Consider the following 14163-nt stretch of genomic DNA (forward strand, 5'->3'; position numbering starts at 1 on the left):
AGGTACTTTTCTAATTGGCGGATTCGCAATTCGTTCAGTGACTGGCATGCTTAACTCCATTTTACTCTTAGTCTTCAAGTAAGACAAAGGAAAGCTTTGTGACATTTTTATATCTAACTCAAAAAAGGATTGAAAACATCATATTGATGATTCCAATCCCCCTAAAAATAAGCAGAGTTATATTATTTTCCTTCTACAGACTTCAACTGATCCAATTGAATTAAGCCTTCAATTTCACTACTAGGGATATACCCTGCTTCCTTACTGATATCAGCCATCTCCTGAATCACTTCTTCATTGACAGATGTTGTTACTTTTAGATGCTTAAATGCAACTTCTAACTCCGCTTTGTCAATTTCTTTTCCTGTTAATCCTTTGATGTGTTTATTTACTAGATCTTGACTTTCTTCAGGATTTTGCTCAATAAATGCTACTGCTTTTACATGGGCTGTTAAATAAGCTTTTACTAAAGTTTCATTATCTAAAAACTTCTTACTTGCTGCAACCACTGTATTTGTGGATTCTTTCCCCCAAGCGAATGATTCCCAGTCTAACAACAATTGACCTTTCGCCTGGGATTCCAAAATATAACCCCATGGTTCTTGTGTTGCTGCAGCATCAACGGACTTTTGAATAAAGAGCGTTGCTGTATCAGCAGGTGCTGCGGCAAACATTTCAACGGTACCGCCATTTAATGTAGGTTTCAGACCCACATCTTGTAGCGCCTTACGCAGCATCACGTCTTGGGTACTTCCTATCACAGGAATTGCGACTTTCTTTCCGTCTAAGTCGGCCAGTTCTCTAATGTTACTATGTTCACTCGCAACTAGGACTGCCCCCCCGTTTACAGCGCCTGAAATAATATGGTAGTTGGGTTCTTTTACGTAGAAGTTCAGTAAAGGACCCGGCCCAACTGTTCCTACATCAATTGATTTAGTCGCCATCGCTTCCATAAACAAGCCGCCGTTACTGACGGTCTTTGTGTTGATTTTAATATCCTCCCCAAACGCTTCTGTGAAATAGCCTTTCTCTAACGCAACGATTGTAGCGATATGCGTTAAATTTGGGAAATAACCAATGTTCACTTCTTTAACGTCTTGTGCTCCCTTTTCTGTTTTTCCACATCCAGATACAATAGCAAACACAGCTAAAGAAATAAGCCCAAGTAACAATAAATTACGTTTCATTCTGTTCTCTCCCCATCTGTCATTATTTATCATTACTTAACTGATTCCCCATTTTTTCTGCACATTGCGCTCAAGTCGTAAAAAGACCAGATTATCCATGATTGTACCGATAACACCAATAATAATCATGACTGATATAACTAAATCCATTTGTCCCAATGATCTCCCCATTTCTAAAAGATGCCCCAAACCGCCACCAGCTCCGAGCAGTTCCCCTGCCATTAATGCGCGCCAGGAAAATGCCCAGGCAATTCGTAATCCTGATATAAGTTGTGGGACAGATGCTGGTATAATGACTGTTCGTAAAAAGTGAAAACCGCCAGACCCTAATGTTTTAGCAACTTGTTGATAAAGCCTAGGCACATTTTTAAAACCACTTGTCGCGTTGATTGTCATTGTCCATGTTGCGCCAATTGTTACAATGAAAAGAATGGACAAATCGTTCAAACCAAACCAAATAATAGCAAGCGGGAACCACACAATACTCGGAATCGATTGCAATGCTGTGACAAGAAAACCGAGTGTGTCTTCCACTAACTTAGAACGCCATATGAGATAGCCTAAAAAAAGACCGAGGACTGTAGCAATAATAAATCCAATTAATAGACGGCTCATGCTTGTTAGAATTGCAGTCAATATTTGCCCACTTACAATACCTGTGTAAAGTGTATGCAGTACTTGGCTGAGACTCGGAAACATGAAATCGGGTAAACTCGATAATCTAGATGTGACTTCCCATATCACCGCTAGAATTCCGATGAATAGGATCCGTCTTAAAAATGTAGTCATCCCCCATTTCCTCCTTCAATACTTTCTCAATTTCACCTTGCAGTGATGCCAATATCTGTTTTTCCAAATGAAATGTAACGTCATTAGGCATAATGCCATCTTTCATTGTCGTTGAAGAATGAATCTCTTTGATTCTTCCAGGGCGCGTTTCGAAAACGACAATCTTTTCGGATAAAAGGACTGCCTCCCGAATGTTATGCGTAACGAAAAAGATTGTCACCTTCGTTTTTTGCCATATTTCCAGCAGCTCATTATGTAACACCATTCTCGTTTGCTCGTCTAGTGCTGCAAACGGTTCATCCATCAATAATATAGCGGGTTCCATGACAAGTGCGCGTGCGATAGCAACGCGTTGTTTCATACCTCCAGACAACTGATGCGGATAGGCGTCGATAAAATTGCTCAAATGGACCATTTTTAACATTTCTCTCGCTTTGTCCTCTGCCTGTTTTTTTTGCAAACCCTTCAAACGTAAGCCGTACGTTACATTATCAAGAACTGTTAACCACGGAAACAATCCATCCTGCTGAAAAACGACAACACGATCTGGTCCAGGATCCGTCACTACTTTTCCAGCAATCCGAATTTCCCCCTGATCAGCCTTCTCAAGACCTGCAATCAGATAGAGCAATGTTGACTTCCCGCAACCCGAAGGTCCAACAATTGAAACAAATTGCCCTTTTTCCACGTCTAACGAGATATTATCCAGTACTTTCACATGACCTTTTTCTTTGTGTGGAAAACTTTTAACAATGCCATCTATTGTTAAATACATTCAAATATCCCCTTTCCTAAAATCCCCTATATTGTAGGTTAAGTTAATGATTCCATTCGATAATGCCTCGACGCTTCGGGGATGCCTACGTTCAGTTCATATGCCATATCCAATACTTCAACCTACATAGCAATTACATTACTAATAACTGCCCAATCTGCGTGTTAGAATGGCTATTAAAATTCGAACAAATCGCTTGATAAATAGCGTTCACCAGAATCTGGTGCAATACAGACTACAGTATCTTTCGGAGTCAATCGCCTCGCAACGGTTAATGCCGCATATATGGATGCTCCCCCTGAAGGACCTAGGAGAATCCCTTCATTCACTGCTACGTTCCGTACCGTCTCGTAAGCTTCATCATCTTTTATCATAAAAATCTCATCGTAGACATCCGTATTCAGTACAGAAGGAATAAACCCTGGACTTGTTCCTACTAATTTATGTTTTCCTGGCTTACCACCCGATAGAACAGGTGATCCAGCTGGCTCTACAACGTGAACTGATATACTATCATCATGTTCTTTAAGCGCTTCTCCTGTACCAGTCACTGTCCCGCCCGTTCCTGAAGTACAGACAAAAGCACTAAGCGTTCTCCCTATCGACTCTAGCGCAGTAATAATTTCAATTGCTGTCGTTGTTCGATGGATATTAGGATTTGCTGGGTTTTCAAATTGCATAGGGATAAAACTGCCTTCGATTTGTGCAGCTAATTCATTTGCTTTTGCAATCGCACCTGGCATTCTTTCATCGCTGGGTGTCAGAACGACTTTAGCACCGTATGCTTTCATTAAATTAATGCGTTCTATCGTTGCGTTATCGGGCATGACGAAAATTGCTTGATAACCTCTCGCTGCAGCATTCATCGCCAAGCCAATCCCTGTATTACCTGATGTAGGCTCTATAATTGTTGCTCCTGCCATTAATTTCCCGCTTTTTTCTGCTTCAACAATCATATTGTATGCTGCCCTGTCTTTTACACTTCCGCTTGGATTAAAATATTCAAGCTTCACATAAACAGCTGCCCCTTGTGGATCCGGAACTCTATTTAATCTTACAAGAGGCGTATTTCCAATCAATTCAGCAATATTGTTTACGACTTGCATGTTTGTCATCCTCCCAATACCACTAAGGATTTATCCTGATACCCATCAATCATTTCTAGAAAGGCATTTTGCATGTTGATAGATTGCCTGTATGTGTCATTGGCGATTGCTTTAAGTAATTTGGTTTTTATTGATTGGTGTAACACAGAATGTTTCACTTTTTCTCTGGACAGTGTCAGAAACCCAAGATATTCACCATAAGAATCTTCGTAAATTAAGGCAAGTTCGTCACGAATACTTTTGGAAAGTGCCGGACTTGCCCCGCCCGTTGCAACACATATCGTTAGGTCACCTCTTGTCAGCTTTGCAGGGACATGAAAGGTGCTTAACTCCGGATTATCAACGATATTGACCAGTTGATGCTTGCCAGCAGACGATGCAACGAACGTATTCACGATTTCACTATCTGTAGCTGCAATAACAATCAATGCGGAATCAAGATCTTCCGATTCGAATAATTTATCTTTCCATGCAATCTTGTTCTCGAGAAAGAGTTGTTCTATTTCTGAGTGAATCATCGGACTAATTACAGTTATAGAAGAACCCGCTTGTAGCAAGCCGACAATTTTTCTGTAGGCAATCAGGCCACCACCAACTACTACTACAGCTTTATCTTCGATGTTCAGCATAATTGGATAGGATTTCATTGTTCTGTTCACCTGCCGCTGTTTAGTTATTCAATTAATCGTGAAAGTCTAACCCGGATTGAACAGCTTTCACATGTCCCGCACGGATAACAAAATCCCCAAAATGCTCGCCTTCTTGTCTTTCCTTCGCGTATTGGAAAAATAGTGGTTTAAGCAGTTCAAGAATTTCGTCTTCTCCAATGTTTTCCCGGTATAATTTGTTCAGCCTATCCCCGACAAATCCAGCACCAAGATACATATTGTATTTTCCAGGGGATTTTCCGATAAAGGCTATTTCACCTAAAGCGGGACGAGAACAACCATTCGGACAGCCCGAAATACGGATAATAATCTCCTTTTCTCGCAATCCCGCTTCATCCAGAATCAGTTCCATCTTATCCAGTAAGGAAGGCAAATAACGTTCAGCTTCAGCCATCGCCAGCCCGCAAGTCGGAAAAGCAACACAAGCCATTGAACTCCGGCGCAACGCGGAATGATGCTGTCCATCAGTCAATCCATGATGCTCAATTAGTTCGACAATCTTGTTCTTATTTAGACTCGAAACATTGCTAATAACGAGATTTTGGTTTGGACTAAGGCGGAAATCTCCTGTGTGAATCTTGGCAATTTCGCGCAAGCCCGTCATCAGTGGATAATCATCCAAGTCTTGGATTCGACCGTTTTGGATAAAGAGCGTGAAATGCCAATTGCCATCGCTCCCTTCCACCCAACCATAACGATCACCATTATGTTCAAAATGATAACTACGCGCGGTTTCAAGTTCCCAGCCTAATCGCTCATTGAGTTCATTGGTGATCCAATCAAGTCCGCGAGCATCAATTGTGTATTTAAAACGTGCATACTTTCGAACAGAGCGATTTCCATAATCACGTTGAATCGTAATGATTTTTTCCGCTACGTCGATAATCTGATCTGTTGTACAGAATCCAATCACCCGCGCCAACTGAGGATAGGTGTTTGTATCTCCATGCGTCATCCCCATGCCGCCCCCGACTGCAATGTTGAATCCAACTAATTTACCTTCTTCTAAAATGGCAATTAAACCAAGATCCTGTGAAAAGACGTCAACGTCGTTATTAGGAGGAACCGCCACACCAATTTTAAATTTCCGTGGTAAATAGAGCGCGCCATACAAGGGCTCGATTTCTTCATCCGTTTCTTGACTGTCAATTACTTTTTCACCATCGAGCCAGATTTCATGGTAAGCATTAGTCCGTGGCGAAAGATAATCGCTGAGTTTCTGAGCCCAGCCATAAACCTCGGCATGAATATCCGATTGATAAGGGTTTGGATTACACATCACATTCCGGTTCACATCACCACAAGCCGCTAGTGTATCCATCAATGCCGCATTAATTTCTTGTATATTCTCCTTCATATTCCACTTTAAAATTCCATGCATTTGGAATGACTGACGCGTAGTCAATTTCAACGTTCCATTGCCAAATTTATTGGCGACATGATCCATCATCAACCATTGCGCCGAAGTTGCAACTCCGCCCGGAGCACGAACACGGACCATGAACTGGTAAGCTGGTTCTAATTTTTGGCGTTGTCTTTCATTCCGTAAATCCCGATCATCTTGCAAATAGCTCCCATGGAATTTCATCAATCGATTATCGTCATCAGGTATCCCCGAACTGATTGGATATTCAAGCGACTCTACTAGCGATCCTCGTAAATAATTACTCTCACTCTTTATCCGCTCAACATCACTTGGTGTTCCTGGTTGTGACGGTAGAATTATTTTTTTCGTCATATAACTAGCCCCTCTCACACTTGTTTCAGTAGACATCACGTTGATAACGTTTCTGCTGTTGCATGTCAGCTAAATAGTCAGATGCTTCCATAGAACTCATGATTCCCTCTTTTTCAAGGATCGTTTCCAAAGTAGAATGGACATCGGCAGCCATATGCTTTTCATCACCACAAACGTAGAGTACAGCACCCTTTTCCAACCACTCAAAAATCGCTTTGCTGTTCTCTAACATTCGGTGTTGAACATAGACTTTATCTTTCGTATCACGGGAAAATGCAACATCCATTCGCGTCAATACACCCTCTTTGAGCCATTGTTGCCACTCAACCTGATACAAAAAGTCCGTAACAAAGTGTTGATCACCAAAGAACAACCATGTTTTCCCTTCTGCGCCAATCTCCTCGCGTTCTTCCAAGAATGATCTAAATGGAGCTATCCCGGTACCAGGTCCAATCATAATCAAAGGCGTATTAGGATTTTCTGGTAATTTAAAATTAGAGTTACGCTGAACATACACAGCTAAATGATCTCCTGGTTGTGCACGTACTGCACATTCATCTGAACAGACACCTACTCGATCGCGACCGTGTGCCTCATAGCGAACAGTTCCAATCGTAAGATGTACCTCATCTGGATTTGCTTTTGAACTACTAGCAATTGAATAGAGACGCGCCGGTATTTTGCGTAATATTGCGATAAATTCACTTAGAGGGGCTTCCCATGGTGCAAAATCCCGAACTAGATCCAATAAATCACGACCGTAGAGATAATCCCTACATTCTTGCTCCCTTTCTGGTTCCAAGAGCGCCTTTAATTCGTTATTAGCGGTAAAATGCGCTACTTTTTGTAGCAATGGTTTCGTCAATACAGTGATCTCGAAATTAGAAATCAACGCCTCGCGTAAGGGCTTTTGCTCACCCTGTTTATTAACCGAAACTACTTCTCCAGCATTCCAGCCCATCTCCACAATCAAGGTATCTACTAATTCAGTATCATTTTCCGGATAAATGCCCAGACTGTCCCCCGGTTCAAACTCGAGGTTCGATCCTTCAAGTGATAACTCAAGATGACGCGTTTCCTTGTTTGACCCACGCCCATTTAAATTCAAATTTTCTAGGATCTCCGCTTTAAATGGATTTGTTCGAGAGTACTCCAGTTGTTCCGCAACTACATTATTGACTGGTTGTTGGGCAGTTGTAGAACTGATTCCTTGTCGCTCATTTAATGTAGCTAAAACATTCGTAAACCATTCCGCGGCAGATTCATCATAATCCAAGTCGCAATCAACACGTGGACTAAACTGTTTTGCACCCAACTCAAGTAATCGTTCATCAAATTGTTTGCCTGTCTGGCAGAAAAACTCATAAGAACTGTCCCCCAAAGACAGGACCGAAAATTGAAGATTATCCAATTGTGGCGCTCTTTTACTATGAAGAAATTCATAGAAGGGCAATGCATTATCTGGTGGATCACCTTCGCCATGTGTACTTACAATAAGTAGTAAATTCTCGATTTTCTTTAGCGCATTCGGTTTGAATTCATTCATTGAAGCAAGGGTTACTTGAAACTCTTCTGCTTTTAAACTCTTCGTCAGTTTTTCTGCCAAAGCGTGCCCGTTGCCGGTCTGTGATCCGTAAAGAATTGTCACTTCTTTTGAGATGACCTCTATTTGTTTTGCTGGAGCTTCCAGAACTGCCACGCTGTCAGACGCTTTTGATTGCGTAGCTAATTGACTCGCACTCAGATAGCCGCCCAACCAGATTTGTTGTGTCTCCGTTAGTATCGGTAAAAGTTGATTAAGGAGTTCTACCTGCTCCTGATTAAAAGGACTGTTTATCACTTGAAGCGCCAAAATTTCCCACCCCGCAAAAATAGTATTTTACACAGTAATTAAGAGCATTATTTTAATCTGATTTTCTCACTTTTCTCTATTTGAACAACAACACTGTCTTGAATAACCAATGTGATAGAGCCATAATTCATCGTGCTCAGCATCTTTTTAACGTTTTCAATGGTAAGCTCAAGGTTTTTATCCCGTTTATCCATAGCCCCTATTCATCCTTTCAGACTAAGATTCTGCATTATATAGGCTGACTGATTTGTTCTTTTTCAAGCAACTCATTCACCCGTTCAACAAGCACATCCTGGACATATTTATGGTAACCAAGATTTTTACAAAGAATTAGCTGCTGACTAATAGTAGACTGTTTCACAATCTTTTTTTCGATGCCATTCATTAAAATACCCGTAAATAATAAGTACGGAATAATGAAAACTTGTCTTCGAGGCGCTTCCTGTAGTTGAAGTAATGCTTCATCAAAATGAGGCTCCGCTCCGTAAAGAAAACAAATAGTTACTTTGTTAAAGGAATACTTGTCAGCAAGAAGTTGTGCGATTTCATTTAAATCACGCTTAACTGCGAGATCACTACTCCCCCTGCCTACGATTAACACCTGAGCATCTTCTGCAATTGCTACTTTTTGTTCAACAATTCGATCATATAAACTTTCAACAATTTTCGGATGAATGCCAAATGCTTTTCCGTATGTAAATTCGATATTTGGATACATGATTTTCCCCACTTCGATTTCAAATGGAATATCTTCATTTGCATGCCCCGCGGTTAATAAAAGTATAGGAACAACCGCAATCTTAGTAGCACCGCGTTCTACGCACTTTGTAATCCCTTCATCCACGCTTGGTGCTGCCAGTTCTAAAAAACAAATCTCTTGAATAGGAACATCGATCATTGCTTGACTGCTCTTAATAAAATGAATGGCTTCTTCGACACCTGCCTTAATCCGACTACCGTGACCCACATATAAGACTGCCTGCATGCTAATCCCTCCTATTCAAAATCTGTGATACCTGCCGGAGGCTTAACTTCATTCAGCAGGAATTTTACTCCTGATGAATGAAGTTAAATTACTAGTATGCAGATACTTCTTTAATGATGTTTTGGTTCAATCCGGCTTGTTCAAACCACTGAATTTTCTCCCGCAACTTTACAACCTCACCGACAATGATCATACTTGGGTTTTTAATTTCGGAGTCTCTTGCAATCTCGACAATTGTCGAAAGTGTACCTGTAATCGTATACTGCGATTCTGTTGTTCCCCAATGAACAAGAGCTACTGGTGTGCTTTCAGGTCGGCCATGCTTCGTCAATTGCTCACAAATATAAGGTAGGTTCCCGACGCCCATATAAATAGCTAAGGTATCAATCCCGACTGCAAGACTTTCCCAATGAATGGAATCGCTTTTTCCAGCACGCATATGGCCCGTTACAATCGCAAAACTTGAACTGAGATCGCGATGTGTGACAGGTATACCAGCATAGGCAGGAGCTGCGATCCCAGCAGTAATTCCTGGAACCACCTCAAATGGGATTCCATTGTCCGCAAGCACTTCTGCCTCTTCAGCACCTCTTCCGAAAACGAATGGATCTCCACCTTTTAAGCGTGTGACGATTTTTCCTTGCTTCGCATATTTCACTAAAAAGTGATTAATCGTCTCTTGAATCATTGCATGATAGTTTGGGAGTTTTCCACAATAAATCAAATCGGCTCCGGGCTTTGCATAGGTTAGCAGCTCTTTATTGATTAATCGATCATATAAGATGACATCTGCTTGTTGAATACACTTCATCCCTTTAACGGTGATCAAATCAACATCTCCAGGTCCAGCTCCAACTATATATACTTTCCCCAATCTCATCTCTCCTCTCACCGCTCAGTTCTACAATAAAGTCATCGTTATGAATGGATTTCCTCTTTTTGCATTCCTGCAATTAATACCTCGATCACTTCTGGTCGACTAAATGTCGGTGGCAGTTGTTCTCCATTACGAAGCATTTCTCTTACCTTTGTACCCGACAAGATTAAATGGTGGCTGGCATCATGCGGACACGTTTTAGGTGTTGCCATGTTCCCGCATTTATTACAGTAAAAGCTATGCTCAAAAAATAATAATGTAATCCCAAGTTCTCTAAGCGTAAAGTTGCTAAATATTTTCTGAGCGTCATACGTACCGTAATAATTACCAACCCCCGCATGATCACGGCCGACGATAAAGTGTGTGCAACCAAAATTCTTTCGAACCATCGCATGAAATACAGCTTCTCTTGGTCCGGCATAGCGCATTGCTGCAGTAAATACACCCAAAAACACATGCTCTTTTGCATAATAGTTTTCTAGTAAAACTTCATAGCTTTCTAAACGCACATCTGCCGGGATATCATCCGATTTCGTTTCACCCACAAGTGGATTTAAAAATAATCCATCTACAACTTCCAAAGCTGTCTTTTGAATATATTCATGCGCCCTATGCACCGGGTTTCTTGTTTGAAAACCAACGACTGTTTCCCAACCGAGTTCTTGGAACTTTTGCCTTGTTTCAATTGGGTCATATAGGTACTCCGAAAACTCGTCCATTTGCCTCCGCTCAATCAGCGTGATTGTTCCGCCGAGATATACATTAGGTCGCTCAAACAACTTCCTCACGCCCGGGTGCTCTCGGTCTGTTGTTTGATAGACGTGTTTAGCTTCTAGTTCCTTATCTGGTGTAAAAATGTCCGATACTTCGAGAACACCATAGACAACTCCATCTCTCACCAATTTCACCAAGTTCCCAACTGCGATATTTTGTGCATTCACCTCTGTTGTTGGCAATGTAATCGGAATTGTCCACGGTACTCCAGTAGATAATCTCATTGTTGCAACTACAGAATTGTAGTCTGCTTCTGTCAGAAATCCATTTAACGGGCTATAAGCACCCGTACCAATCAAGTCCAAATCACTGCTTGCAATTTCGTCTAATTCAACTGTTTCAGTTATCCCTTCGAATTGAAAATCAGGATTCCAACGATTAATTAACGTACCGCCATGCGGTTGACTCAAACTCATTTAAATTCCCCCATTTTCGTTAGGTTGATGCAAGCCACACTCTGTCTTTGTTTGATTTGCCCAGCGCCCTGATCTTGATCCCGTCGTTGCATCACCTTTGAATGTGCAGTGTGAACAACCAATACTTGGATAGCCTTGATCATGGAGTGGATTATAGGGCAAATTATGTTTTTTAACATAATTCCAAATATCAATCCACGTCCAATGAATCAGTGGGCAAATTTTAATCGATTGAAAGGTTTCATCTTTATTTACAAAGTTTGTATGACTCCTTGATGGCGATTGTTCACGCCTAAGTCCTGATAACCAAGCAGTCGTATCGCTCATTGCTTCGCGAAGCGGAATTACTTTCCTCATATGACAACAACGATCCGGCTGTCTTTCCCATAGTCGATCACCATACTTGTCAGCTTGTTCCTCAACCGTTAAGCTCGGCTTTTTCATTTCAATTACCAGCTTTGGATAACGCTTCTTTACCTCATCAATTAATGTATGCGTTTCTTGAAAATGAAATCCCGTTTCGAGAAAGACTACTTTAGCATTTGGTTTTATTTGCGAGATTAAATCTACCATTACGATTCCCTCAACTCCAAAACTACACGCATATACAAGCTCATCGTCATATTCCTTAAAAGCCCATTGCAACACGTTTAACGCACCTTTTGACTCATCATCAATCGAAAATATTGCACTAGTCTCAGACCAAGATTTGTACGTCAACTTCGCCAAGCTATTTCCATCCTCTCTAAACTTATATAACTCTATTACTTTTTCTTTTTTTAAAAGGCGACATTAATCTACTAATGATTAAAGTTGCTTCAAATTTATTTGGAATAATATAGTTGTGTATTCACTATTGTCTGTAAATATCTGTATTACCAGCCGACTGATGATTATTGTTCATACTAAATACATTATTCCTATGTGTCAAGTAGGTTTAAATACATTCTATTCCTAAAACCCCAATATGTTACGTATTTTGTTGTTATTTCAGAAATAATTATTTGCTTTTAAGTAAGAAACGATGACTTTGACAGATTCCGCAATACTCAACTGATTGGTATCAATGATTATTTCAGGTCGAACAGGTTCTTCATAAGGCGCATCTATTCCTGTAAAGCCTTTAATTTCACCCAATCTTGCTTTTTTATAGAAGCCCTTTGGATCGCGTTCTTCGCATGTTTCTAAACTAGCCTTTACATATATTTCTATAAATTCATCCGATTCGACAATTTCTCGTACTTGATCACGATCTTCCTGATAAGGGGATATGAATGCTGTCAACGTAAACAATCCCGCATCGACCATTAGTTTTGAAACTTCCCCGATTCTACGAATATTTTCCGTCCGATCATCTGGACTAAACCCTAGATTCTTATTTAAACCATGCCGGACGTTATCCCCATCCAGTCGATAGGTGTGAATGCCTTGCGCGTGTAATGCTGTTTCTAGCGCTACTGAAACTGTTGATTTTCCTGAACCCGATAATCCTGTAAACCAAAGAATAGCACTCTTATGGCCATTTACTTCTTGACGATTTTCTTTTGTCACCTCTGATTCATGCCAAACGATATTTGTAGACTCTGTCATTATTTGCCCCCCCTAAAATCATTTGATTCAGTTTTGATTTTAATATACAAAAAAGACATCTCTTTTAAACGATTCAAATAACCGAGTAGAAAGATGCCTTTAGTTGTCTAATTAGCATGTATGAAGTTTTTTCAATGATAAAAGACTACAACCTGTGCAATTAAGGATTAAAAAAGCCACTTCTGATGGAATAAGAAAAGGTTAGTAGAATCGAATACATAATTCTCCTCTTAGTTATTATACTTTCGTTTACTGGATTTGGTATAGTACTAAACAGTCTGTTGCTGAGGCTTCATCGAGCCAGTCCCTCACCCTCTCTAGATAAGATATTAACTATTAAGGTGACACAAATATTACATTATCTAAAATTCAAAGTCAACGATTTATCAGAATTTTTTTTATTCCTATAGGTTTAGTAAAGATAATTTTTGTTTGTGTAGTGAACATAAGTGAACGACTTAGAAATCAATTCAAGTTAAACTCCTTCTTATTTCTATCTATTTTATTCATAACCTCTTACTAATCAAGTCGATATAATTTGAACTCAAAGCATTCAAAGAAAAACCCGTCAGGTCAGATAGACGATTTTGTGTTGGTTACAACATTCTATCGTCAGTTCCATAACACTTTAGTATTCTTTGATTCGTATTCATGATCGTTCATCCATAGTATTGTTTTTTGTATGAATGTGCCACAAAAATAACGGTTACAAAGTTTATGTAACCGTTATTTTTATGACTATGGGAAAAAATTCTTTACCAAACTACTCGTTCACGGCGTCCGTTCTACCCCTCCCTGCTGGAAGGTCTAAAGCGACAAGTTGCGCTAGTCGCTTTAGTCTAGACACTGTTCCAGTTCAAATAAATTATACTTTCTAGCCTAAATAAAAAAACGATTGCAAAATAACTGCAATCGTTTTTTACCGTGCTTATATAATAGAAGAACTTTTAAACGCTTTATTTTTTAGATGCCGTCTCCCAAACATTTTTAAGCCATGCTTCAAACTCATCGCCTTTGTCACCTTCATACGTATCATACAAATCAAGTCTCATATTTTTCAACTTTTCTTTGTACTCTTCGAACGTGTGATCTCTCGGTAAGCTTTTCTTAATTCTGATGAAGACTTTATTAGCATCTTTAATAAGTTCAAATCGATTTCTTGGCGGCAATTCAACATCTTCACCGAATTTAACAAGATTACGGTGAGCAGCTTCTACGACTTTATATACGGCATCGTTGTTCATTCTGTGTAAAAGTACGTCGATAGTCCGTTTATGTTTCCATTGTCCTAATTCTTCAATAGTTTCTAAACGCAGTCTCCAATTCGATGCCCGGTTAACAGCCTTCCGTAATTCACCGTAATTTGGCGGGATTTCATTTTTTATTTCGTTAGTCAAGTGATCCAA

General features: G+C 40.1%; 14 protein-coding genes and 1 riboswitch. All 14 genes read right to left on the reverse strand.

Translation table 11 applies throughout. From position 1 onward, the window contains the following. Window positions 1-182: 182 nt before the first annotated feature. A complete protein-coding gene (locus tag FQ087_RS06620) occupies window positions 183-1187 on the reverse strand; it encodes an aliphatic sulfonate ABC transporter substrate-binding protein (RefSeq protein WP_149579700.1) in 1005 nt (334 codons plus the stop codon). A gap of 36 nt (window positions 1188-1223) precedes the next feature. Then, the gene (locus FQ087_RS06625) at window positions 1224-1976 is read right to left on the reverse strand and encodes an ABC transporter permease (RefSeq protein WP_149579701.1); all 753 of its coding nucleotides are present in this window, start codon (window positions 1974-1976) and stop codon (window positions 1224-1226) included. Next, the gene (locus tag FQ087_RS06630) at window positions 1909-2751 is read right to left on the reverse strand and encodes an ABC transporter ATP-binding protein (RefSeq protein WP_149579702.1); all 843 of its coding nucleotides are present in this window, start codon (window positions 2749-2751) and stop codon (window positions 1909-1911) included. The genes FQ087_RS06625 and FQ087_RS06630 overlap by 68 nt, the downstream gene beginning before the upstream one ends. A 176-nt stretch (window positions 2752-2927) precedes the next feature. Beyond that, window positions 2928-3857 (reverse strand): cysteine synthase A, encoded by a 930-nt coding sequence (cysK, locus tag FQ087_RS06635; RefSeq protein WP_149579703.1) that lies wholly within the window; start codon window positions 3855-3857, stop codon window positions 2928-2930. Between the two features lie 5 nt (window positions 3858-3862). Then, window positions 3863-4504 carry a precorrin-2 dehydrogenase/sirohydrochlorin ferrochelatase family protein gene (locus tag FQ087_RS06640; protein ID WP_149579704.1) on the reverse strand — a complete coding sequence of 214 codons (642 nt, stop codon included), beginning with the start codon at window positions 4502-4504 and terminating at the stop codon, window positions 3863-3865. A gap of 34 nt (window positions 4505-4538) precedes the next feature. After that, on the reverse strand, window positions 4539-6263 hold the full coding sequence (cysI, locus tag FQ087_RS06645) for an assimilatory sulfite reductase (NADPH) hemoprotein subunit (protein WP_149579705.1): 1725 nt from the start codon (window positions 6261-6263) through the stop codon (window positions 4539-4541). 25 nt (window positions 6264-6288) lie between these two features. Next, window positions 6289-8115, reverse strand: coding sequence for an assimilatory sulfite reductase (NADPH) flavoprotein subunit (locus FQ087_RS06650; protein WP_149579706.1), 1827 nt, complete (start codon window positions 8113-8115; stop codon window positions 6289-6291). 47 nt (window positions 8116-8162) lie between these two features. After that, on the reverse strand, window positions 8163-8309 hold the full coding sequence (locus FQ087_RS06655) for a YezD family protein (RefSeq protein ID WP_149579707.1): 147 nt from the start codon (window positions 8307-8309) through the stop codon (window positions 8163-8165). Between the two features lie 35 nt (window positions 8310-8344). Then, a complete protein-coding gene (locus tag FQ087_RS06660) occupies window positions 8345-9100 on the reverse strand; it encodes a sirohydrochlorin chelatase (protein WP_149579708.1) in 756 nt (251 codons plus the stop codon). 91 nt (window positions 9101-9191) lie between these two features. Then, complete coding sequence (gene cobA / locus FQ087_RS06665; RefSeq protein WP_149579709.1) at window positions 9192-9974, reverse strand: uroporphyrinogen-III C-methyltransferase; 783 nt, start codon at window positions 9972-9974, stop codon at window positions 9192-9194. A 44-nt stretch (window positions 9975-10018) separates the two neighbouring features. Beyond that, the gene (sat, locus tag FQ087_RS06670; RefSeq protein WP_149579710.1) at window positions 10019-11167 is read right to left on the reverse strand and encodes a sulfate adenylyltransferase; all 1149 of its coding nucleotides are present in this window, start codon (window positions 11165-11167) and stop codon (window positions 10019-10021) included. Then, complete coding sequence (locus tag FQ087_RS06675) at window positions 11168-11896, reverse strand: phosphoadenylyl-sulfate reductase (protein ID WP_149579711.1); 729 nt, start codon at window positions 11894-11896, stop codon at window positions 11168-11170. Window positions 11897-12157: 261 nt separating this feature from the next. After that, window positions 12158-12757: an adenylyl-sulfate kinase gene (gene cysC / locus FQ087_RS06680; protein WP_149579712.1), complete on the reverse strand. Its 600-nt coding sequence runs from the start codon at window positions 12755-12757 to the stop codon at window positions 12158-12160. Window positions 12758-12984: 227 nt separating this feature from the next. Further along, a riboswitch (SAM riboswitch) is annotated at window positions 12985-13085 on the reverse strand. A 628-nt stretch (window positions 13086-13713) separates the two neighbouring features. After that, complete coding sequence (locus FQ087_RS06685) at window positions 13714-14154, reverse strand: HEAT repeat domain-containing protein (protein WP_149579713.1); 441 nt, start codon at window positions 14152-14154, stop codon at window positions 13714-13716. Window positions 14155-14163: the final 9 nt, after the last annotated feature.

The organism is Sporosarcina sp. ANT_H38 (genome assembly GCF_008369195.1).
Classification (GTDB): domain Bacteria; phylum Bacillota; class Bacilli; order Bacillales_A; family Planococcaceae; genus Sporosarcina.